Below are 21,508 nucleotides of genomic sequence, written 5' to 3'. Positions count from 1 at the left end.
ATCGGCGTGCTTGGCTCAAGTGGCGTTAATGGTTCGCTAGGTTTGATCGGCGTGCTTGGCTCAAGTGGCGTTAATGGCTCACTAGGTTTAATTGGCGTACTTGGTTCAAGCGGCGTGAGTGGTACACTTGGTTTAATTGGCGTGCTCGGCTCAAGCGGCGTTAAAGGTACGCTAGGCTTAATGGGTGTACTTGGCTCAAGCGGCGTTGAAGGTACGCTAGGTTTGATTGGCGTACTTGGTTCTAACGGGGTTAAAGGAAGACTAGGCTTAATTGGCATGCTAGGTTCAAGCGGTGTTAAAGGAACACTAGGCTTAATGGGTGTACTTGGTTCAATCGGCGTTAAAGGATTACTGGATTCAGGTGCTGTAACCAAAGGCGGCTTTACTACGGGAGGAGTACTTTCACTATCTTCACCGCAAGCGGAAAGCATGATAGAGATAACAGTAATACTCAATACTTTAGTTTGAAATACCATCGTTTTTTTCAAAACAGAGCCCTTATTATTATAATTTAAAGGGCAATATAACAGCAATGTTGACGAAGCGTATAAAAATTGTTCCAAAGAAAACCAAAAGTAATGAATGGGCTTGTTTGGTCAATTAAATTTTATAATTTATACTGGTATTTAAAAAATGAATCGCTACTCTTTTTGCCCTAATTCGGATTATCTGCTTCAGTGATGATATTTCTATCAGCTGTAATTGCGTGCTGATTCATCCGCTTGTGCTGCTGTTTATGGTTGTCTCTGCTTACCGCTTTTGCACTATCTCTAGGGATGACCGCTTGCGACTCGTCATCATTTTCAGACATATCACTGTCTTTATCATAAGCTTCAGGTTCAAAAGGTGGCGTCCATTTATTCTTAAAGCTAGGAGGCTTACTAGCCTTGGTCGGATGTTTTTTGCGTGGATGACTATGAGCAAATATAGCGGCTAGTGGCAGGTTTAACTGCTGTCTAGCAAAGGCTTCTGTATCCTCAAAACGATCGACCAGTAAGCTCAGCCACGGCTCTTGATCCTCTAGCGTCATCTCATCTAGCTCGTCTTTGATAGGCAAAGGATAGGGCAGAGTTCGATAAAAATCCCATAGCGTCATGGTGCTCAAATCTTTTTTGAGCACGTAATCATCATCTTCAGTCATAGTGATGAGATTGCTATCTTTGAGATAATTAATATAAATATACCATTTAGGCAGCTCCTTGCGGCCCAAGACGTTACGCAGCTCCTGTTCACTAACCGCTTCGCCTTTTAGATAGCGGCTATAAACCAAGTTCAGCATATCGAGTAAACTTAGTAAAGGATGACGCGGATAGACCTCTTCAGTCTCAAAAATAGTAACGGTATAACTAATCTCAACCCCTAATAAGATCAGATTCCATGACAAATAGATCCATAATAAAAAGATTGGAATCGCCGCAAAGGCACCATAAATCGCCTCATAACTGGTGAAGTTGGTCATGACCGTACCAAATACATGCTTGAGCAGCTCAAATACGACAGCTATAATCACCCCAGCAATAATGGCGCTTTTCGCTGGTACGCGCGCTTTTGGGATAAACCAATACATACCAATAAAACCTGCTACGGTAATGCCGATTGATACTACCTGTACCCAAAAAGACCAATCAATACCGTAACCGGCTATTTGACGATTTAGAAAACTCAAGCTTTGCACCGCACTTGAGGCAATAAAAGCCGTCCCCAAAACTAAAGGCCCTAAGGTAATAATTGTCCAATAACGCAGCAGGCTTTTGAGCCCACCTGAGCGTTCATCCACGCGCCAAATCTGATTGAAAGCGCGCTCAACAGTGGTCAAAGTCATAATAGTGGTGACAAATAAAATCATTATCCCGATAGCCGTTAAATTAGTCGATTTTTCGGCAAAGTTATTGATGTATTTACTGACTTGCAGGCTCGATTGTGGCAATAAATTGCTATAAATGACTTCATATATCTGCGCGCGGGCAGAAGCTAGAGCGGGCACTGAAGACAAAATCATCAGCAGTACCGTAAATATAGGTACAATTGACAACATCGTGGTGTAGGTCAAAGATGCGGCTTTTTGTTGGCAGTTATCTTCAAAAAAATGCCTAATCAAAAACCTTACAAATTTAAACCAGCGCTGCTGTAAAAAAGGAAATTTTTGAGTTAATTTTTCCATATTGACCATGTAGAAGGAGGGAGGTGACAATAGTGTAACAAAATGTCCTAGCCTTAGTTGCCACTTATTTGTGTCAAAATGCTAGGCAGTAGCAGTCGGTTTGCATGTCAGTCAACGACTCGGGCATAATGTAGCCTGCACTCGAATCATTTCAATGAGTATCACCCAAAAGGAAGCCTTGCCCATGAGTCAGATCGATCCCTATGTATTAGTGCTATATTACTCAAGTCATGGCACCACCAATGTCTTGGCTTATGCCATTGCTCAAGGGATAGAAGATGCTGGCATGACCGCGCGTATACGTACGGTGCCGACAGTGGCGGCTGAGACGACTGCGAGCAAAGCGGCTATACCTGACGAGGGCGATCTTTACTGTACTATGGACGATCTTAAGAACTGCGCTGGATTGGCCTTAGGCAGCCCAACGCATTTTGGGAATATGGCGGCTCCTATGAAGTACTTTTGGGATAATACCGTGACACTGTGGCTGGCAGGTAATCTACAAAACAAACCCGCGTCAGTATTTACCGCAACAGGCTCTATGCATGGCGGTCAAGAAACCACGCTACTGACGATGATGTTGCCGCTGATGCATCACGGTATGATGATCGTAGGATTGCCCTATGGTGAGGCTGCGCTCAATCGCACCCAACGTGGTGGCACTCCTTATGGTGCTAGTCATGTCAGCGGCGCCGCCCATGATCAGCCTATATCAGACGATGAGCGCGAATTGGCCATTGCCCAAGGCCGCCGGCTTGCCATTACTGCTCAAGCGCTGTTGCAAGCGAACTGGAAGCGCTAAGGGCTTAAAGCTTGTTAGCTTAATGAAAAAAGCTGAATGATAAAAACGTGCTATAAATTAGGAAAATACCGCCGCTAATGTCCACAACTTCTACGCCTTCTAAGCAAACACCTGGTCCTAAACCGGCTAGAGCCGTCAAGCCAAAAAAGCTCATTGCGCCTATGCAGCAGCGCTTACTGCGCACCTGGCTAGTGTGGATAGCATATCGGCTCTTAGTATTGCCGATATTTATTAGTTTGTTTAATCCAAGTAATCCGGATATCGTTGGTGGTATCGCTTGGCATGGCCTGTGGCTGATACCGGCCTTTATCATCACTCCTTCGATAGTGCGCGGTCGCTCTCCTTATATGCTACTGGTTAGTAGTATGTTGACCTTAGTTTATCTAGGAGCTAGCGGCGTAGTATTATTCACTCGCATTTATGGCAGTAGTTGGACAGAGATTTTAGTTTATGGGCTGGATTTTGCTTTATTACTGGCGATAAATATTTGGTTGTTTATCTTGCTCAAGCGCTTACCGTCGATGAATAAAGGAGAAAAATAGTTGCATTCTCTGACATAAAAAATCGGCGCTCTACCTATGACAGTAGAGCGCCGATTTTTAGTTTTGAACCTAGGAGTTTCAATGTGCTATCGCCTAACGTACCTTTTTCAATTCTAAATCCATCTTTTTACCGTCGTTGATTTGACTGACTTTGACTGGCAGATAATCTAAGCTTGGCGCGAGCCAAAAGCTCGTTGAGCGACTATTATCATCATGAATACGGTCGACTCGTACGGTATCAAAAGTGCCCGCTGGTACGGTTACTTTCGTATTGCCCACTTTTTTGAAAGGTGTTTTTTCTACTTTATCTTTTTTGGCCATGTAGTAGTTACCTGAGAATTTACCGTTTAATAGGTCTTGTCGAATTTGCACTTCTAAACTCAAATCATCAAAGGCTTGCTGCGCCATATTTGACGTCGTGGTTTTACCTTTATAGCTACTCGTAACTTTTTTACCTACCGAATCGAAACTTAGATTATGGGTGCGACCGATACCTAAGAGCTTATAAGTGGTGCTAGCCTTAGAAGGACTGACATTATTACCCATGATAGTAAAGGTACTGCTTTGCGACGCACTCGCGACGCCGGCAACACGAGCCTTTACATTATAGTTCCAAGTATTGCCTGATTTTTTTAAGGTGCGAGTCGCGTTACCTTTGTATTTATCTTCAACGGTAAAGCTATAATCAGCGGTTGAAGGCTGAATGGTTTTGGCGCTAGCCAGAGTAGGGGCGGTCATAGATAAAGCTCCAATAGCAGCGATACTAGCGCCCGTGATTAGCGTAGTACGTCGTTTGTTGTTGCTGCGTTTTTGAGTAGTAAAGGGCGTTAAAGAAGATAGTAAAGTCATGGATAGTCCTTAATAATTATACAGCTATAGTCAATCCACTATGAAATAAATACAGTGCTACTGAGATGAATTTTGCGCAGCCTTTAAGAATGCAGCACGCAAGGAAAATTTATACCAGTAGCACGCTATTATAATCGTCCTTTTTTTATTTAGGATTCATTATAATAATTCACAAGGATTTTTATAATTTAATAAAGCGGATCAGTAGCCCTTATGATTTCATTATCAGCTACTATGTTGTCAGCTATTATAATGGTCATACCTTGTTACATTTTCAAGGTTCGACTCTTAAGCAGACGTTTGGCTCTTGTAGCTGAGGTTACCCAAAAGAAGTCACTATTTAGACTCAGTAACATCCTGTCAGTAAGCTTGCTCTTAGCTTAGGATAGATGATTTTTATCAGCACTATTCTTGTAAATTTTTGGGCCACGCCCTTGAAGCTCTACGCGTATGCCCCCACTTTTTGAGACAAGCTCGAAGCTTATTATTAAAGCGAGTCTATAAGAGCGCGTCTATAGCGTAGTCAACAACAAAAGCTGGACGACGCTGCTATTATTGGGCTGACACGAAACTTTTTATTCAAACAACTTTTGGAGTCCTATCGATGAATATTCGTCCTTTACATGATCGTATTGTCGTACGCCGCATAGAAGAAGAAACCAAAACCGCTGGTGGTATCTTATTACCAGGTTCAGCGCAAGAAAAGCCGTCACAAGGTGAAATACTAGCGACGGGTAACGGTCAGATTCGTGACAACGGTGAAGTCCGCACTTTGGACGTTAAAGTCGGCGACAAAGTCTTATTCGGTCAGTATGCTGGTCAAACCGTAAAAGTCGACGGCGAAGAGCTACTTATTATGAAAGAGTCTGATGTATTAGGGGTGTTAGAAGGGTAATCATAAAACCCTAACCTCTTCATTAAGATGAATTGAATGATACCTAATGAACTAAAATAACGAATGGAGCAATTTAACATGGCAAAAGACGTAAAGTTTGGCATTGATGCCCGCACACAGATGATGGACGGCGTAAACGTCCTAGCAAACGCGGTACGAGTTACACTAGGCCCGAAAGGTCGTAACGTGGTGATCGATAAATCTTTTGGCGCGCCGACTATCACTAAAGATGGCGTTTCGGTTGCTAAAGAGATCGAGCTTGAAAATAAGTTTGAAAACATGGGCGCACAGTTAGTGCGTGAAGTGGCTAGCCGCACCAATGATGTCGCCGGTGACGGTACCACCACTGCTACGGTATTGGCTCAGTCTATTCTGCAAGAAGGCATGAAATCAGTCGCTGCAGGCATGAACCCTATGGATCTTAAGCGCGGTATCGATAAAGCGGTACGTGAAGCGGTAAAAGAGATTCACCAGTTATCAACCCCAGCTGACGATTCAAAAGCTATCGCCCAAGTCGGCTCTATCTCGGCTAACTCAGACACCAAAATCGGTGAGCTGATTGCGCAGGCGATGGAAAAAGTCGGTAAGCAAGGCGTTATCACTGTTGAGGAAGGCTCAAGCTTTGAGGACACTCTAGAAGTGGTCGAAGGCATGCAGTTTGACCGTGGTTACATCAGCCCATATTTTGCTAACAAGCAAGATAGCTTAACCGCTGAGTTTGAAAACCCGTATATCTTATTGGTTGACAAAAAAATCGGCAATATCCGTGAGATCGTGCCATTACTTGAGCAAGTCATGCAGCAGAGCAAGCCTTTGCTAATCATCGCTGAAGACGTTGAGAATGAAGCGCTTGCGACCTTGGTAGTGAACAATATGCGCGGTGGCCTAAAAACTTGTGCCGTAAAAGCACCTGGCTTTGGTGATCGTCGTAAAGCGATGCTACAAGATATCGCTATTTTGACCGGTGGTACGGTTATCTCTGAAGAGATCGGCCTAAGCCTAGAAGAAGCAACCCTTGAGCAGTTGGGTACCGCGAAGAAAGTCACTGTTGGTAAAGAAAACACCGTCATCGTTAATGGCGCAGGAGAAACTACTGCGATCAATGAGCGTGTTGACTCTATCAAACGTCAAGTCGAAGAGTCTACCTCTGACTACGATAAAGAAAAGCTACAAGAGCGCATGGCAAAACTAGCGGGCGGCGTAGCGGTTATCAAGGTCGGCGCGGCAACTGAGACGGAAATGAAAGAGAAGAAAGATCGCGTTGATGATGCGCTACATGCGACTCGCGCTGCGGTCGAAGAAGGCGTCGTACCTGGCGGCGGTGTCGCTTTAGTTCGTGCGATGAATGCTTTATCTGAGCTAAAAGGCGACAACGACGATCAAGACGCCGGTATCAATATCCTACGTCGCGCGATGGAAGCGCCACTGCGTCAAATCGTCACCAACTCTGGCGAAGAAGCCTCAGTAGTGGTCAACGAAGTCAAAAACGGTAGCGGTAACTATGGCTACAACGCGGCTTCTGGCGAGTACGGCGATATGCTAGAGATGGGTATCTTAGATCCGGCCAAAGTGGCTCGTTCAGCTCTAGAGAACGCTGCTTCTGTTGCTGGTCTCATGCTCACTACTGAAGCGATGATCACTGATTTACCACAAGGTGATGACGGTATGGCAGCTATGGGCGGCGGCGCTGGTGGTATGGGCGGCATGGGTGGTATGGGCGGCATGATGTAATCAGCCCTTAGACCTGTAATGCCTAGTGCTACAGTTTTTATTTCATAGTACTTATAATACAAAACCCCGATAGGCTTTGGCTTATCGGAGTTTTTTTATGTTAATTTTATACAGTGTTAAATCTTACTGATCCGCCTCATCCCTTCTAAAAGTCCACGTCTTATCATCAGATTCACTATCAACGTAATAATAACCTGCCAAATCAAACTCTTTGAGTTGTTCCGCTTTGGTCAGCTGGTTGTCTGCCGCATATTTCACCATTAGTCCGCGCGCTTTTTTGGCATAAAAGCTAATCACTTTATACGTACCATTTTTTTCATCTTCAAATCTAGGGGTAATAATCTGCGCGTCTAAGGCCTTTTTCTTTACCGATTTAAAGTATTCATTGGACGCTAGATTGACAAGCACCTTGTCATCGCTATCCGCCATTTGGGTATTGATAGCATCGGTGATTTGCTCATCCCAAAACTCATACAAGTTATCACCGCGCTTGTTTTTTAGCTTAGTTCCCATCTCAAGTCTATACGGCTGCATCAAGTCTAAAGGTTTCAATACCCCGTAAAGTCCAGACAAAATACCTAAGTGTTCATTGAGATAAAGCATGGTCTCTTTATCCATCTCGTAGCTGGCAAGACCAGTGTAGACGTCACCATCGAACAGATAGGCGGCAGGCTTGGCATTATCAGAGTCATGCGGCATCTGCCATGCTCGATTACGCTCCGCGTTAAGCTGCGCTAAATCATCAGAAATACTCATAAGCTCTTGTAAATCAATCGGATCTTTGGCCTTGAGGTTTTTTATCAGCTGCGCGGCGTCTTCAATGAGGGCAGGCTGGCTATAATAGTTACCAAGGTTTAAAGGCACAGCGTCCGTTTCATTTAAGGACTTGGCAGGGGAGAGGACAAAGTACATATGGACTCCTTTTTTAAGTGTCAATTGATTGTCAATGCATAGAATAAGCGAAACTTAATTTATTTTTTATACCCGTCTTGACACTACCATAGCACAAACCTATAGCTATAGAGGATACGCATTAACTAGGGGGATAATCTCCACGCTTAAAAGCTCAATATATTTCACCTAACGAATTTAGATACTGCTATTATTGTCAATAATTTTTGATAGAACAATAAAAGTTATAGCCGAGACACAACTACTAACTTTTTATTTACTTATGAGTCATCATTAAACAATGAAAGGTAGGGGACGATGTCTCTATAATAAAAAAAGATGATGAAGATAGCATTATCATTCAGGGAATTGATAATCTTTGCTCAGTGCTTTACTTCACAGAGTACTAGCTGAGCAGGGCTTTTTTTGCGCCCTCTATTTTATCATTCAATATATCCATAAAGCCAAAGCTTGTGATCAGGCAAGTATTTGCATGTAAGGAGACGATATGAAAATCGGTGTTATCAGTGCAGACAGTACAACTGAGAGCCGCGTAGCACTCACCCCAGATGCGGTCAAAAAGCTGCGTAAGCTTGGGTTTGAGGTCGTCGTTCAGTCAGGCGCAGGTCTTGCAGCCTATTATACAGACGACAGCTATCAAACGGCCGGTGCTGACATTGCTAGTAGTAGTAATGAAGTGATTGAGCAGTCCCAGATTATTACCACTATCAGTGACTTGCCAGCTGAGCTCACTGAGACTCTAAAGCCCAAGCAAATTATCGTTGGGATGCTTGATCCTTACCGTAATACTCAGCTAGAGACTTATGCGAACAAAGGCGCGACTGTATTTGCAATGGAACTATTGCCACGTACCTTGTCGCGCGCGCAAAATATGGATGTATTGTCCTCACAAGCCAACCTCGCCGGTTATAAGGCGGTGTTACTGGCTGCTAATGAGTACTCGCGTCCGTTCCCCATGTTTATGACTTCAGCGGGTACAGTCAAACCTGCCAAAGTCGTTATCTTAGGTGTCGGCGTGGCAGGCTTGCAAGCGATCGCTACCGCTAAGCGTTTAGGCGCTGTCGTTGAAGCGAGTGACTTGCGCCCCTCTGCGCGTGAGCAGGTCGAGTCGCTTGGCGGTAAATGGTTAGACGTACCGATGAGTGAGGAGGAAGCGCAAAAGGCCAAAGCAACTGGCGGTTATGCGTGGACGCCCTCAGAGCAGTATATGAAAGATCAAGCGGCGGTGGTAGATAAGGCGCTAAGCGCTGCTGATATCGTCATTACTACCGCGCAGATACCTGGTCGTGACGCTCCAAGATTAGTACATAAAACCACGCTTGATAAGATGAAAGCAGGTTCAGTGTTGATCGATATGGCAGCAGGTACAGGTGGTAACGTTGAAGGGGCAGTTGCTGAGCAAACCATCACCACGGATAACGGCGTGCGTATCGTTGGCGCGGCAAATATTCCGTCCCAGCTTGCCGCGCAGTCCTCAGATCTTTATGCCAATAACTTAGTGAACTTTATCACGACTTTGATTGCTGAAGAGGATGCAAATAACGACGCCGCACCGAACAAACTAGCACTTCATTTAGATATGGAAGACGAGATTCAAGGCGCACTCGCAGTGACCCATGACGGTCAAGTGCGTTTGGCTAAGCGCTAAGTAGCTGACTACTAAGCGGCTATCTAACAAGCGCTTAAGCTATCTGGGCTATTAAAGCTATAAGTCTTTTTGATATTACTAATGAATTTGCCAGTAACGAATAAATTTTAGGAGGATAAAATGATTGCCACTATTTTAGCAGCAGCGCCAGCTGGCGCCGCCATGGCTAGCACGCCATTTGTCGCAATTTTTACCGTATTTGTACTCGCTATCTTTGTGGGTTATTACGTGGTTTGGGGTGTGACCCCGGCCCTGCATACGCCTTTGATGGCGGTCACCAATGCGCTCTCTAGTATTGTGATTGTCGGTGCGATTTTGCAAACCGTCGTTATCGATAACCAAGTATTTACGGCGACGAGTTTGATCGGTGCTTTTGCGGTGTTTTTAGCCAGTATCAATATATTTGGTGGCTTTTCAGTGACGGAGCGCATGCTTTCTATGTTTAAACCCAAACCCAAAAAAGCACCAGTAGTAAAGACTGAGAATGGAGGTGATGCATGAGCGATTTAACAAACTTCATCGCCACTAATGCGGACTGGTTCTATTTAGTTGGCGCTATTTTATTTGTCTTAACTTTGCGAGGATTATCTAGTCCCAAAACCGCAATTCGCGGTAATCGCATGGGTATGGTCGCGATGGCTATCGCCGTTATCACGACCTTCTTCTTAGCTGAAGGTCCGATCATGTGGATGATCATCGGCGCAATGGTATTAGGCGCGGCTGTTGGTATCTGGAAATCAAGAACCGTAGCGATGACCCAAATGCCAGAAACCGTGGCTTTAATGCACTCCTTAGTCGGCCTAGCTGCAGTAGCTATCGCCTTAGCAACGGTACTGCACTCTGATCAAGAGTACAATACGGTCACCCGCTTAGAGCTATTTATTGGTTGCTTTATTGGTGCCATTACCTTTTCAGCTTCCGTCTTTGCCTTTGGTAAACTGGCGGCAAAAAGCTGGGCAAAAACGGTCAATGGCGGCTGGGTCAAGCCGGTACAAGCGTTATTATTTATCGCGATGATTGGTTTTGGTGCAGTATATTTTATTACTGACTCCTTGCCCGCTTTTTACGTCATGACCGTATTAGCCATTGCCTTTGGTTGGATGTGGATTGCACCAATTGGTGGCGGCGATATGCCAGTAGTCGTGTCACTCCTCAACTCCTTCTCAGGTTGGGCAGCAGCAGGTATTGGTTTTACTCTTGGCAACTCGATGCTGATTATTGCCGGCTCACTAGTTGGCTCATCAGGGGCGATTCTCTCCTACATCATGTGTAAGGCGATGAACCGCTCATTGATCAACGTCTTATTCGGCGGTATAGGCAGTGCAGCAGTCGCTGGCGGCGATGATGATGGCGCGCCAAAGAACTATAAGTCAGGCTCAGCAGAAGACGCAGGCTTTCTTATGTCCAATGCTAGTGACGTAATTATCGTGCCAGGTTATGGTATGGCGCAAGGCCGTGCACAGAATGCGGTCAAAGAATTATATGAGCTATTAAAAGAAGAGGGCGTCAATGTACGCTTCGCTATTCACCCGGTTGCGGGACGTATGCCAGGTCACATGAACGTACTATTGGCAGAAGCGGATGTGCCGTACGATGACATCATGGAGATGGATGAGATTAACTCCGACTTTGCTAGTACTGATGTGGTACTCGTCATCGGGGCCAATGACGTGGTGAACCCGTCTGCTAAAGACGACCCAACCTCACCTATCTTTGGTATGCCTATCCTCGAGGTAACCAAAGCGCAAACGGTGATGGTCATCAAACGCTCGATGAGCACGGGTTATGCAGGTCTTGATAACAGTCTCTTCTATATGGATAAGACTATGATGATCTTTGGTGATGCCAAGAAAATGGTTGAAGAGATGGTACGTAGCATCAACGGCGGCGGTCATTAATGAGCTGTTAGTATTTTGTATTAAGTATTTTAGGTAAAAAAGTCACTCCGGTGGCTTTTTTGCGTTATGGTATAGCGCCTTTATGTCACTTATAAAATTCAGTCAGTTATAACACACAAAATAGACGTCAAAAGAGTTCTTTATGAATATGTTAATCCGTTTTTTTATTATGACTAGCCTGCTCAAACAAGAGCTGAAAAAGCAATCTGTTAGCAAGAATCTTAATGAAGAGGTGCTAAGAGCGCCAGTCATAAGGCATTACCGAGTATTACCACACGATCTAGGGTTTCGTGATCATCTGCCAAATTATCGCTTCTTATCTTTTATTGAGCTTAATGTTACTAGGTGGTTAAGGACTTGCTGCCATCAAAAAGGTATCAAAACTCCTGAGTGGATTGTCGCTATGCAGGAGGTCATTTACCTCAAGCAAATCAAATTTTTGGACAAAATGATCCTAAGAAGTGCTGTAGCAGGTTGGGATAAAAAGTATGTTTATTTTGAGCATCATTTTTTTGTAAAAGACCAATTAATGGCGGTTGGTATGACCAAGTTTGTGCTAATGAGTAAACATGGTCAGCAAACGCCCGCGATATTAGACATGGCAGGGGAGCAGTTAACCGATGTCATCACTACTTGGAACACTCATCAAGTGGCTGTCAAGTCAATGCAAGCGCCTAGCGTATGATTACGCCATGCTCTCATAAATGCCTCTATAATCATCTAACGAAGTTTGTTAGGATGAGCTTATCATATTTATAATAAAATTAAGGACTCACTATGACCCCGCAAAAACTAAAATGGACCGACAGCTTAGATATCGCCATCGAGCTATACGAGAAGTTCCCTGAGACTGATCCGCAGTATATCCGCTTCACTGATCTGCATCGCTGGGTAACGGAGTTAGAAGGCTTTGATGATGATCCACAGCGTTCAAATGAAGGTATCTTAGAAGCGATTCAGATGAATTGGATAGATGAGGCAGACTAAATTTATTCTGTTATCATAAATAATATTCCAATACAAATCGCATATAAAAGCTAAGGCAGTATTATGAGTTCATCCGTCAAAGAGCTATCGTCAGCGATAGTCTGTCAAGGTATCAGCGCGCGTACCACAAATCTTGCTGAGACTGAATACGAAACGGCCAAACTAGGCCGTCTGTGGCAAAAGTTTTACCAAAACCATGTCAGCCATCTTAGCGAGGGCGAAGATATCTACGGCGTTTATCATAACTATGAGAGCGAAGATTTAGTCGGAGCATTCGATGTGGTCGCCAGTTGGAAGGTAGAGAGCGAGCAGGCAGCAGGGCAGGATGATAGCGAAGATAACAATGTCCTTAGTCCTGAGAATATTCTTAGCGCCGCTCATGGTAGCGATGTCATCACGATGACTATCCCTGCAGGCAAGTATTTGGTATTTACCGAAGAAGGGAGAATGCCTAATACGGTGATGAATGCTTGGGAGAAGGCGTGGGAGTATTTCCATAATCCTGACTGCGAACACACTCGCACTTATAATGTCGATTTTGAGCATTATATCGGTGGTAATTTAGAATTTGGACAAGTCGATCTTTATATTGGGATTGAGTAAAGTTGTAAAATCTAGATAGATAAAATAACTAAATATTAAGAAGCATGCTTTATGTCGACGTCCAAAGTCACTTATCAAATCAACACTCCGATTACGCCTTTCCAATTCATAGAGGTATTAAAGAATTGTAGTTTAGGCGAGCGTCGTCCTATAGATAATCCTTATACGATTAAAGGCATGCTAGATAATGCCAATCTTTTAGTAACGGCATGGGTAGACAGGGCAGTAAATAAAGAGCATGAAGAGGCGACAAATGATGCGAATAACGACAAACAATTGATTGGCGTGGCGCGCTGCATTACGGATTTTAGTTATTGTTGCTATCTATCTGATATGGCTGTCGATGAAGCGTATCAAAACCATGGTATTGGTAAAAAGATGATCGAAAAAATTGAGCAGCAACTGCCGCCCAGTTGTAAAGTTATTTTGTTATCTGCGCCGCAAGCGACTGAGTATTATCCAAAAGTTGGTTTCAAAAAACATGAGAGTGCATGGGTCAAAGTAGTGGAGTAGTAAATCGATTATTTGTCCATCAAATATTTATCTATTAAAAGATAACTTGTAAAAAAAGCGTTACTTATGCAATAAGTAACGCTTTTTTTACGAGCTTAATTAAGCAATTGCAATTAATCTAGCAATAAGTTCTCTAATATTCCTTCATATATCTGCGCCAGTTTTCCTAAGTCATCGACTTCTACCCTTTCATCGACTTGATGAATAGTGGCATTACGCACGCCAAGCTCAACGACTTGTGCACCTGTTGGCGCGATAAAACGGCCGTCGGATGTCCCGCCAGAAGTAGAAAGCGTGGTGTCTGTACCTGTTACTGACTTGATCGCGTTTTGACAAGCAGATACTAGTTTGCCTTCAGGCGTTAAAAATGGCTGGCCTGAGAGTTTCCAATGAATGTCATAACTGGCATCACTATTAGCAAAATGCTTGTCAAAGATTGCATGGGTTTTCTGCTTTAACTCATCTTCAGTCGTTTCCGTTGAGAAACGGAAATTAAACACTGCACTTAGCGTTTCAGGAATGACGTTGGTCGCGCCCGTACCACTGTTGATGTTGGAGATTTGCAACGAGGTCGCAGGGAAGTAATCATTACCAGTATCCCATTCAGCAGCAGTGAGCTCGCTTAGTGCTGCCATTGCCGCATGGATAGGATTACTGGCCAAATGAGGGTAGGCGACGTGACCTTGTTTGCCTGTTACGGTCAGCTCCGCCCCTAAGGAGCCGCGGCGACCGTTTTTGATAATATCGCCAAGGGTATCGGTGCTCGAAGGTTCGCCGACTAGGCAGTAAGTTATTTTCTCATCGCGCGCTTCCAAGGTTTCGATGACTTTCACCGTACCATTGATAGAGGGGCCTTCTTCATCAGAGGTAATCAGCATAGCGATTGAGCCTTTGTGCTCAGGATGATTAGCAACAAAACGCTCGCTTGCAATGGTAAAAGCAGCGATACCTGTTTTCATATCAGCGGCACCGCGCGCCCAAAGGTAGCCGTCTTCGATAGTTGGCGTAAAGGGCGGATAGCGCCAATTATTGACATCACCGGTTGGCACTACATCGGTGTGACCGGCGAAGCAAATGACCGGATCGGTCGTGCCGCGCCGTGCCCATAAGTTTTTCACCTCAGCATGCTCACCTGTTTTATCTCTATCACCGAAGTACATAAATTCGCAGTCGAAGCCTGCTTGCTCTAATCGCGCTGACAATATATCTTGACAGCCGTCATCATCAGGGGTGACTGAGGGTCGTTCAAGCAGCTCAATACTTAAATCTAGAGTAGCTTGTTGATGGGTTTGCGATAAAGTGTTGTTGTTATTGTTAGACATAAAGAACCTTTTAATAGGGATAATTTTTATTAACATGAATAATTTTGGTTTGGTACTGGTAGATTGATACTTTAACCTTCTTCTACAAAAGGCACTAAACCATCACGGCGCATCCAAGTGGCGATAGAGTAGCGCTGACGATGGGCGGTTTGTACTTGATGTTGCAGGTCGCTATTGAAGATAATTAAGCGATTAGCAAGCGGCATGACTTCATGATGGACGCCGTGATTATCCACAATTTCTACCGCGCCGCCGTCTATCTCTTCCCAGTCGTCGTTGAGATAAAAGACCGCAGATATCACGCGCTCATCACGGCCTGCCGGGTTGTCACTGTGCCACTGATAGCCAAAGCCGGGTGGATAGCAGGCATAATGCGCTTCACTATGACGAATACCCGTGAATAGCGCCCGGTTCAATAGAGCCGATAGCGCATTGATAGCTTGCAGATAATAAAACCCAGCAAAGAAGTCTTTGGTGATCCAGCGAATGTTATCACCGCGAATGTTGCTCACCCTAATACCAGCGGTAAGCTCTGCTTCACGATAGTCAATAAAACCACTCTCGGCCTGCAAGGCAAGCAAGGCTTTATCTATAAAGACATTATCAAGAACCAGCCAGCCGTCCGAAACTAGTGTATCAAGCGCGCTATCGCTGAGCCTATGTGCCCAATTAACAGCAAAGTCAGACAATTGCAAGACTTGTTGGGTTAGGCCATCCGCGCTCATGCCTTTTTTGTCAGTAGGCGTAAGCTGTGGCGGATTATCTATACCTATGGGATTATCAACCGCTAGAGGCGTTACTTTAAGGTTGCTAATAATCGTTGTCATGTCGTCCCGTTACTCTTTACCAATGCTCTATCAGTATTCTACTAGCGCTTTATCAACGTCTAATTACCAAAACCCACGTTATCTTTTAAGCTTCCTATGCTACCATAGATGCAATTTTCCGCACTTAAACTTTTTGAGATTATGAACTATACCTTATGAATTATAAACATGCCTACCACGCAGGTAACTTTGCCGATGTGGTGAAACACATTTTACTTGTGCAACTGCTTAATCAATTAAGCCAAAAAAACAAACCTTTTTATGCCCTCGACGCTTACGGCGGCCGCGGACTTTATTCGCTAGCTAGCGAAGAGGCGCGCAAAACTGGGGAAGCCAAAGGCGGTATCCAAGCTTTGCTAACAGCTGAGGGCTTGGATATGGAAAAAGCGCCTGCCGCTATCAAAGACTATATAGAAGGTATCAAGCAAGCGCGTTTTACTTATGACAATAAAGTCTATCCGGGGTCGCCTTGGTGGATTGCCCATCATATCGAAAAAAACTCAATTGAAAAGCCAGATAGTGGCGTACGCGGTGAGGCTTTTGAGGCTAAAGCGAGTGAGTATGACGCTTTGAACTATCAGCTGCATAAGCTACCGATTGGCATTCATCATCGCGATGCTTTTGAGGGGATTCGTGCCGTCATTCCCCCTGCCGAGCGTCGCGGCTTAATATTTTTAGATCCGCCTTATGAGCAAGAGCATAAAGACTTTACCCGTCTGGTTGATTTATTAGTGGCCTCTTATAATAAATGGCCACAAGGGACTTATGCGCTATGGTTCCCAATCAAAAATATTGACGCGGTTGAGTTGTTTTATAAAAAGCTTAAACGTACCGATATCAGACGCCAGCTCATCTGTGAGCTCAATGTCTATCCAAACGATGTCGCTGTTGGTCTGAATGGTACCGGCATGCTAATTATTAATCCACCTTGGCAGTTCGACAATCAGGCGCGCGAGATATTACGCTTTTTACAGCCCGCGCTCAAAGTCGCTGACGCGCCCAATATGACCCCTGATAGCGCGACCAATGTACGCTGGCTAGTCGGCGAATAAGGACAGGCTATGAGTACCAATAATGGCAATAATAGTATTAATAACGCAACCGATAGAGTTATCGATGATAAAGCTGTCGATAAGACGGACCAAGCTACTGAGCTGCCGCTCAATGATAATTTAGACCATATTAGCGATAGTGCCGCGACGCAGCCGCCTTATATCGATGAGCATGAGTTTAACATTCGCTTAGCGGATAATGACGATTATGAAGGTCTCACCTTTGAAGTTATTGAGGCGGAAGTTGCCGAGGGTCAGCAAGTAGTCAGTCGCGGCGTCTATCTAGCGCCTAACTTGATCACCACTTTATCGCTATTGTCTGGTTTTTATTCGATTTTAGCTAGCACCAGTGGTGAGTTTTATAAAGCTGCTTTAGCGATATTTTTATCGGCTATACTCGATGGCGCTGATGGGCGCGTAGCCCGCATGCTTAATGCGCAGAGTCCGTTTGGTGAGCAGTATGATTCTTTGGCTGATTTATTGGCTTTTGGCATAGCACCTGCTATCTTAGTTTATAGCTTTGCGCTTGAGCCGTTAGGGCGTATTGGTTTGGGCTGTGCCTTTGTCTTTACCGCTTGCGGCGCGTTTCGTCTGGCGCGTTTTAACGTGCAAGTGGGTATCGTTGATAAAAAGTACTTCGTGGGTCTTGCCAGCCCCTTAGCGGCGATCTTAGTCACCGCAGCGGTCATGGTTGCCATTGACCACAATGAATGGGTGGGTGAATACGATACTATAATTATGATTTTGTTCGCCGCTTGGGTGGTAATTTGTGGTCTACTGATGGTCAGTAACGTCAAATATTATAGCTTTAAAGAGTTTGACAAAAAGAAAGTGCCTTTTGTGGCTTTGATCATTGCCGTTCTAATTCTAAGTATTCTTATTTATGATATTCCTGTCGGTATTTTAGCCATTGGCATTATCTATGCGTTATCGGGTATTGTGACCACCATAAAAGCTAAGATATAAAAGCGACATCGAATTATAAACACCTCTATCTGTCATCATAAGCCGCTTACCTAGTAAGCGGCTTTTTCGTATTTAGCTTGGACAGTGATGACTGGGTTTTAGAGCGCCTTTGCCGTGAGTTGCTGCAAGTGATGGCGTAGGATAAGAGGGTCTATAGGTTTGTGCAAGATAGTTGGGTTGATAGCTTTTGTCGCTTTGAGTAACTTAGGTGAGGTATTGGCTGTTAGCAGAATAAAGGACGCTGAGTCGTAATTAGCAGTACTACTGGCGTTCTGAATAGCGATGATGACCTCCTCGCCAGTTTCTTTGTCAGCTAAGCGATAATCAGAGATTACGATATCAGGTTGATGCACCTTAAAAGCAGCGACCGCTTCCGCTACTGTCTGAGCAGCAACAGCCTTGCAGCCCCAAACCTCTAATAAAAGCTGCATTGATTTGAGCAGAATATCGTCATCATCGACTACTAATACCGTTTTTCCTGCTAAATGATTAATGGCGGTATTATTATAAAAGGTAGTCTTATCATCTTTTTCGCAGATAGGCAGGGTTATAGAGAACTGTGACCCTTGATGCAGTGTAGACTTTACTTCTAGATCCGCTTTTAATAGATCAGTCATGCCTTTAACAATAGCAAGCCCGAGTCCTAAGCCTTGATTGGTCACATTATTGCGCTCTATTTGATGAAAGGACTTAAACGCTTGTTCAATCTCTTGCGGCGTTAGGCCACTACCAGTGTCCCATATACTGATACGGCAGTATTCTAGCGCAAGAGAGGAGTGACTTACAGGTAATTTACGCACGCCAATCAAGACACCCCCTTTATGGGTATAGCGTATGGCATTACTGATTAAATTTCTTAGGATCAATGCTAGCATTATAGGGTCTGTCATTACACATAGGGTGGTAGGTTTAAAGCGTAAAGAGAGCTGTTTATGCTGAGCCTGTATGCCAAACTCATCGACCAAGTTCTGCAGGATACTATTGAGCTCAGTTGCAACGAAATGAGGAGTCATCTCTCCACTTTCTAAGTGAGCGTAATCCAATACCGAGTTGAGCATCTCACGACTAGATTGGCTAGCAGAGCTGGCATAATCTACAATCTGTGCTTGCTGACTATCCAGATCAGTATCCTTCAGAGCTTCAATAAATAAGCTTAAGGCTTGTATCGGCTGACGTAAATCGTGGCTAGCGGCAGCCAAAAACTGAGTTTTTGCTGAACTGGCTTTTTCTACTTGTCGCGTTTTTATTTGTAGCTGTGCTACTAAGCTATTATTTTCTAGATAAATCAAAATAGCTTTGAGGGTATTGGTTGACGTATGTTTGGCGAAGAAAATATCAAAAAACAGCAAGGTGATGACCGCAAACGCTAAAATAATAAAGCCAGTATCGACCATATAAAATAAGAGAAACCCCCACATTAATATGCTAGGTAAAGCATAGGCAATATAAACTCGCCAAAACATGGCTAAGCTTGAGATCCCCCCGCTCAGCAGACCTAAATGCAGCCCTAGAAGTACGATAACTTGAGTAGAGTTTTGAATATTAGTGGTAAAGGCTTTGCCAATAGCTAATGCCCATAAGCAAGCAGTTGCAAGCGTACAAATAAACAGCACGCTATAGACCGCATAATGCGCTAAGTAGTGATCATGGTTTTTAGCAGAGGGTGAGGGCACTTCATAGGTCAAAGTAAAAAAGGAACGACTAGGCTTAACAAGTGATTGGTCATTAAGACTACTAGTAGAGGAGTAATCTTTATTACTAGAATTAAGGTTTTTACAATCTTCGGTAGTGTTTTTTGCTAAAGCTTTGATCTTTTGCCAGTTAAACCAACAAACATAAAGAATCATAAGATGAAAAAACATCCAAATCATGATTAGTAGTTTGGCAGCATTGATCTCCATAATAGGCACGCGCTGCAGCATGGCTATAAATATAGGCAGGAAAATGATCATAGCGCTAAAAAATAATAAAGCCAATGCCGCAAATATTTTTTTAAGGAAAGTTATCGTTAAAGCGTCAGGTCTTTTGAGTATCAATCTGACAGATAGCCATAAGACGCCTATGACTATCGAATGATATGCCAGCCAAATAGTATTTAATGCTTGCTGATTGGCATTTAAATCATAAGTGACAAACATAGTCGCAAAAAAGCAAATGCTGGTGAAAATAGTACCTAAAAGTGCCAAGGGTAGGTTTCTAAGTAACAGTCTAATCTGCGCGGCTAAGATTGTTTTATGGTTATAGGTGCTAGGAATTATGCTAGGAAGGGTTTCGATATCGTCGTTATACATAGTCAGTAATCCATATCAGTCCTATATAAAAACGCTTGGATAAACTCTTATGTTTAGTGCATCGCTTATTCTGGCTTAGCGAGATAACCGGCTTGTTGAGCAGAAATGATGATCTTGGTGCGGTTATGGACATCAAAGTGTTCCATCAAGGCGACGATATGATTACGTACTGTGTTTTCGCTCAAGGAAAGTTCATTAGCGATATATTTATTGCTATGGCCCTCTGCCATAAGTGCTAATACTTCTAAAAGCCTAGTACTTAGCAGCGTTTTCGTTTGGGTAACGACAGGGGATGGAGATGTTTGGGTTTGGATATGATCGCTTTGGCTCGGTAAGCGGCTCATTAATAGAGATTGCACTGTATTGCAAATGAGGGTGGAGTCAGTATTTTTATGCAAAAAACAACAAGCACCTAGCTCTAATGCTCTATTGATCTCTTCATGATTGTTAAGAGCAGACAGCAGCATAATACGTGCTTCTGGCCAGCGCTGTTGGAGGATAATCATACCGTCAATACCATTGAGCCCTGGTAGACAAATATCTAATAATATCACATCGATTTCTTCTTCAAGGCTTGTCACATCACTGATTTTTTCAATTTCAATGATGTCAGCGTCTATTTTATTCTTTAGAATGAGACGCAGTCCCGCTCGAAATAGGGCGTGATCATCGACTAATAAGACGATTTTTTTTGTTTTCATGTGCTTTATCCATTAGCTGCTCTGTCTACATTTCCGTACCGTCCATTCTGATTAGTACATTTGTACTATTATCAATAGCAGACCTACTATTTACAATAAGTAATACTTTGTCTAATTAGTGTTTGAAAAGATTACTCCATTGTATTAATTTTAACGAATATATTATTATAAATAAACATTTTTTGACACTTAATAGATAGTGTAGCAGCTTTAGCTATGAAGGAGAGTAAATAAAAGGGAATTTATTATGTTAAACCATGTTTATCGCGTCATTTTCAACCGTGTTACTGGCTGTTATGTAGCAGTGAGCGAAATTACTAAATAAGTTGATAGGTCCAGCAATTCAGCTGCGGTTAGTGCTGTGCAACCAGTCACTAAAGAGCTCAATACATCAAAGGGCCAATTCTCTATTAGTAGTAGCGCTTTTGGGAGTAGCGGTAGTCAAAATGGCGGTAATGTAGGGGTCAGCTATACTTTTAATTAAGTGAACTGTGCTTATAAATACGCGAGTAGAGGTGTTATCGTTATAATGCCGCTACTCATAGGGTATGTTTTACTACATATAAAATTAATTTCATAAACCCCTTGACCCCCAACCCAAAGCGCGTATAATGCCACCCAGTCGAGAGGGAAGGCGGATGAAACAAGTAGCTTGCTACTTATATCCAAACCATCCCACTAAATTAATTTTAAAATAAACTAATTTAGTTCTTGACAAGTTATTTAAAGCGTCTATAATACGCACCTCATTAAGGGACAGAACGAGACAAACTACCAAATAAGGTAGATAAATCAGGTTCTTAGCTTA

21 protein-coding genes and 1 pseudogene are annotated in these 21,508 nt (G+C 43.6%); 15 read left to right on the top strand and 7 right to left on the bottom strand.

Annotated elements, in window-relative coordinates:
• Positions 1–468: pseudogene (locus ACTXGJ_RS12525) on the top strand (hypothetical protein); the annotation flags it as partial.
• A 187-nt stretch (positions 469–655) separates the two neighbouring features.
• Here ACTXGJ_RS12525 and ACTXGJ_RS12520 read toward each other — a convergent pair.
• On the bottom strand, positions 656–2,161 hold the full coding sequence (locus tag ACTXGJ_RS12520) for a YihY/virulence factor BrkB family protein (RefSeq protein WP_443566143.1): 1,506 nt from the start codon (positions 2,159–2,161) through the stop codon (positions 656–658).
• Between the two features lie 184 nt (positions 2,162–2,345).
• On the opposite strand from ACTXGJ_RS12520, the gene wrbA reads away from it, so the two are divergent.
• Both wrbA and ACTXGJ_RS12510 read left to right on the top strand, forming a co-directional pair.
• Positions 2,346–2,963, top strand: a complete 618-nt coding sequence (gene wrbA, locus ACTXGJ_RS12515) for an NAD(P)H:quinone oxidoreductase (protein WP_439244139.1) — start codon at positions 2,346–2,348, stop codon at positions 2,961–2,963.
• Between the two features lie 77 nt (positions 2,964–3,040).
• A complete protein-coding gene (locus tag ACTXGJ_RS12510) occupies positions 3,041–3,505 on the top strand; it encodes a hypothetical protein (protein ID WP_439244140.1) in 465 nt (154 codons plus the stop codon).
• Positions 3,506–3,598: 93 nt separating this feature from the next.
• On the opposite strand, the gene ACTXGJ_RS12505 is transcribed toward ACTXGJ_RS12510, so the two are convergent.
• Positions 3,599–4,354 (bottom strand): DUF3108 domain-containing protein, encoded by a 756-nt coding sequence (locus ACTXGJ_RS12505; protein ID WP_443566142.1) that lies wholly within the window; start codon positions 4,352–4,354, stop codon positions 3,599–3,601.
• Between the two features lie 604 nt (positions 4,355–4,958).
• Between ACTXGJ_RS12505 and ACTXGJ_RS12500 the strand changes: the two genes are divergently transcribed.
• Together ACTXGJ_RS12500 and groL are read left to right on the top strand one after the other, a co-directional pair.
• The gene (locus ACTXGJ_RS12500; protein WP_201588135.1) at positions 4,959–5,249 is read left to right on the top strand and encodes a co-chaperone GroES; all 291 of its coding nucleotides are present in this window, start codon (positions 4,959–4,961) and stop codon (positions 5,247–5,249) included.
• Between the two features lie 78 nt (positions 5,250–5,327).
• The gene (gene groL, locus ACTXGJ_RS12495) at positions 5,328–6,980 is read left to right on the top strand and encodes a chaperonin GroEL (RefSeq protein ID WP_439244142.1); all 1,653 of its coding nucleotides are present in this window, start codon (positions 5,328–5,330) and stop codon (positions 6,978–6,980) included.
• 123 nt (positions 6,981–7,103) lie between these two features.
• On the opposite strand, the gene yaaA is transcribed toward groL, so the two are convergent.
• Positions 7,104–7,892 (bottom strand): peroxide stress protein YaaA, encoded by a 789-nt coding sequence (gene yaaA / locus ACTXGJ_RS12490; protein WP_443566141.1) that lies wholly within the window; start codon positions 7,890–7,892, stop codon positions 7,104–7,106.
• Positions 7,893–8,379: 487 nt separating this feature from the next.
• On the opposite strand from yaaA, the gene ACTXGJ_RS12485 reads away from it, so the two are divergent.
• The 7 genes from ACTXGJ_RS12485 (at position 8,380) to ACTXGJ_RS12455 (ending at position 13,541) form a co-directional block, all read left to right on the top strand.
• Complete coding sequence (locus ACTXGJ_RS12485) at positions 8,380–9,540, top strand: Re/Si-specific NAD(P)(+) transhydrogenase subunit alpha (protein WP_443566140.1); 1,161 nt, start codon at positions 8,380–8,382, stop codon at positions 9,538–9,540.
• 162 nt (positions 9,541–9,702) lie between these two features.
• A complete protein-coding gene (locus ACTXGJ_RS12480; protein ID WP_298972492.1) occupies positions 9,703–10,041 on the top strand; it encodes a proton-translocating transhydrogenase family protein in 339 nt (112 codons plus the stop codon).
• Positions 10,038–11,438, top strand: coding sequence for an NAD(P)(+) transhydrogenase (Re/Si-specific) subunit beta (locus ACTXGJ_RS12475; RefSeq protein WP_439244148.1), 1,401 nt, complete (start codon positions 10,038–10,040; stop codon positions 11,436–11,438). The genes ACTXGJ_RS12480 and ACTXGJ_RS12475 overlap by 4 nt, the downstream gene beginning before the upstream one ends.
• 142 nt (positions 11,439–11,580) lie before the next feature.
• Positions 11,581–12,123, top strand: a complete 543-nt coding sequence (locus ACTXGJ_RS12470; protein ID WP_443566139.1) for an acyl-CoA thioesterase — start codon at positions 11,581–11,583, stop codon at positions 12,121–12,123.
• Positions 12,124–12,215: 92 nt separating this feature from the next.
• Entirely contained in the window at positions 12,216–12,425 is a 210-nt protein-coding gene (gene iscX / locus ACTXGJ_RS12465) for a Fe-S cluster assembly protein IscX (RefSeq protein WP_011279849.1), read from the top strand.
• 63 nt (positions 12,426–12,488) lie between these two features.
• Entirely contained in the window at positions 12,489–13,028 is a 540-nt protein-coding gene (locus tag ACTXGJ_RS12460; protein ID WP_443566138.1) for a GyrI-like domain-containing protein, read from the top strand.
• Between the two features lie 51 nt (positions 13,029–13,079).
• A complete protein-coding gene (locus ACTXGJ_RS12455; RefSeq protein ID WP_439244153.1) occupies positions 13,080–13,541 on the top strand; it encodes a GNAT family N-acetyltransferase in 462 nt (153 codons plus the stop codon).
• Positions 13,542–13,654: 113 nt separating this feature from the next.
• Here the strand turns inward: ACTXGJ_RS12455 and dapE are convergent, their stop codons facing one another.
• On the bottom strand, positions 13,655–14,863 hold the full coding sequence (gene dapE, locus ACTXGJ_RS12450; RefSeq protein WP_443566137.1) for a succinyl-diaminopimelate desuccinylase: 1,209 nt from the start codon (positions 14,861–14,863) through the stop codon (positions 13,655–13,657).
• 71 nt (positions 14,864–14,934) lie between these two features.
• Positions 14,935–15,690, bottom strand: coding sequence for a 2OG-Fe(II) oxygenase (locus tag ACTXGJ_RS12445; RefSeq protein ID WP_443566136.1), 756 nt, complete (start codon positions 15,688–15,690; stop codon positions 14,935–14,937).
• 155 nt (positions 15,691–15,845) lie between these two features.
• Between ACTXGJ_RS12445 and ACTXGJ_RS12440 the strand changes: the two genes are divergently transcribed.
• Together ACTXGJ_RS12440 and pssA are read left to right on the top strand one after the other, a co-directional pair.
• Entirely contained in the window at positions 15,846–16,742 is an 897-nt protein-coding gene (locus tag ACTXGJ_RS12440) for a 23S rRNA (adenine(2030)-N(6))-methyltransferase RlmJ (protein ID WP_439244157.1), read from the top strand.
• 9 nt (positions 16,743–16,751) lie between these two features.
• A complete protein-coding gene (pssA, locus tag ACTXGJ_RS12435; RefSeq protein WP_439244159.1) occupies positions 16,752–17,708 on the top strand; it encodes a CDP-diacylglycerol--serine O-phosphatidyltransferase in 957 nt (318 codons plus the stop codon).
• Between the two features lie 98 nt (positions 17,709–17,806).
• Here pssA and ACTXGJ_RS12430 read toward each other — a convergent pair whose 3' ends face one another.
• Together ACTXGJ_RS12430 and ACTXGJ_RS12425 are read right to left on the bottom strand one after the other, a co-directional pair.
• Positions 17,807–19,999 (bottom strand): ATP-binding response regulator, encoded by a 2,193-nt coding sequence (locus ACTXGJ_RS12430; protein ID WP_443566135.1) that lies wholly within the window; start codon positions 19,997–19,999, stop codon positions 17,807–17,809.
• Positions 20,000–20,064: 65 nt separating this feature from the next.
• Positions 20,065–20,700 carry a response regulator gene (locus ACTXGJ_RS12425; protein WP_439244163.1) on the bottom strand — a complete coding sequence of 212 codons (636 nt, stop codon included), beginning with the start codon at positions 20,698–20,700 and terminating at the stop codon, positions 20,065–20,067.
• 247 nt (positions 20,701–20,947) lie between these two features.
• On the opposite strand from ACTXGJ_RS12425, the gene ACTXGJ_RS12420 reads away from it, so the two are divergent.
• On the top strand, positions 20,948–21,025 hold the full coding sequence (locus ACTXGJ_RS12420) for an ESPR domain-containing protein (RefSeq protein WP_439244177.1): 78 nt from the start codon (positions 20,948–20,950) through the stop codon (positions 21,023–21,025).
• Positions 21,026–21,508 lie beyond the last annotated feature (483 nt).

This window comes from Psychrobacter sp. 1Y11, from assembly GCF_052259045.1.
In the GTDB taxonomy this organism is placed as follows: Bacteria; Pseudomonadota; Gammaproteobacteria; order Pseudomonadales; family Moraxellaceae; genus Psychrobacter.
This window is presented reverse-complemented; position numbering and strand designations above follow the sequence as displayed.

Bases quoted from the DNA above. Each gene is read 5' to 3' on its own strand.
- ACTXGJ_RS12520 (WP_443566143.1), bottom strand. From the start codon at position 2,161: ATGGAAAAATTAACTCAAAAATTTCCTTTTTTACAGCAGCGCTGGTTT.
- wrbA (WP_439244139.1), top strand. From the start codon at position 2,346: ATGAGTCAGATCGATCCCTATGTATTAGTGCTATATTACTCAAGTCAT.
- ACTXGJ_RS12510 (WP_439244140.1), top strand. From the start codon at position 3,041: ATGTCCACAACTTCTACGCCTTCTAAGCAAACACCTGGTCCTAAACCG.
- ACTXGJ_RS12505 (WP_443566142.1), bottom strand. From the start codon at position 4,354: ATGACTTTACTATCTTCTTTAACGCCCTTTACTACTCAAAAACGCAGC.
- ACTXGJ_RS12500 (WP_201588135.1), top strand. From the start codon at position 4,959: ATGAATATTCGTCCTTTACATGATCGTATTGTCGTACGCCGCATAGAA.
- groL (WP_439244142.1), top strand. From the start codon at position 5,328: ATGGCAAAAGACGTAAAGTTTGGCATTGATGCCCGCACACAGATGATG.
- yaaA (WP_443566141.1), bottom strand. From the start codon at position 7,892: ATGTACTTTGTCCTCTCCCCTGCCAAGTCCTTAAATGAAACGGACGCT.
- ACTXGJ_RS12485 (WP_443566140.1), top strand. From the start codon at position 8,380: ATGAAAATCGGTGTTATCAGTGCAGACAGTACAACTGAGAGCCGCGTA.
- ACTXGJ_RS12480 (WP_298972492.1), top strand. From the start codon at position 9,703: ATGGCTAGCACGCCATTTGTCGCAATTTTTACCGTATTTGTACTCGCT.
- ACTXGJ_RS12475 (WP_439244148.1), top strand. From the start codon at position 10,038: ATGAGCGATTTAACAAACTTCATCGCCACTAATGCGGACTGGTTCTAT.
- ACTXGJ_RS12470 (WP_443566139.1), top strand. From the start codon at position 11,581: ATGAATATGTTAATCCGTTTTTTTATTATGACTAGCCTGCTCAAACAA.
- iscX (WP_011279849.1), top strand. From the start codon at position 12,216: ATGACCCCGCAAAAACTAAAATGGACCGACAGCTTAGATATCGCCATC.
- ACTXGJ_RS12460 (WP_443566138.1), top strand. From the start codon at position 12,489: ATGAGTTCATCCGTCAAAGAGCTATCGTCAGCGATAGTCTGTCAAGGT.
- ACTXGJ_RS12455 (WP_439244153.1), top strand. From the start codon at position 13,080: ATGTCGACGTCCAAAGTCACTTATCAAATCAACACTCCGATTACGCCT.
- dapE (WP_443566137.1), bottom strand. From the start codon at position 14,863: ATGTCTAACAATAACAACAACACTTTATCGCAAACCCATCAACAAGCT.
- ACTXGJ_RS12445 (WP_443566136.1), bottom strand. From the start codon at position 15,690: ATGACAACGATTATTAGCAACCTTAAAGTAACGCCTCTAGCGGTTGAT.
- ACTXGJ_RS12440 (WP_439244157.1), top strand. From the start codon at position 15,846: ATGAATTATAAACATGCCTACCACGCAGGTAACTTTGCCGATGTGGTG.
- pssA (WP_439244159.1), top strand. From the start codon at position 16,752: ATGAGTACCAATAATGGCAATAATAGTATTAATAACGCAACCGATAGA.
- ACTXGJ_RS12430 (WP_443566135.1), bottom strand. From the start codon at position 19,999: ATGTATAACGACGATATCGAAACCCTTCCTAGCATAATTCCTAGCACC.
- ACTXGJ_RS12425 (WP_439244163.1), bottom strand. From the start codon at position 20,700: ATGAAAACAAAAAAAATCGTCTTATTAGTCGATGATCACGCCCTATTT.
- ACTXGJ_RS12420 (WP_439244177.1), top strand. From the start codon at position 20,948: ATGTTAAACCATGTTTATCGCGTCATTTTCAACCGTGTTACTGGCTGT.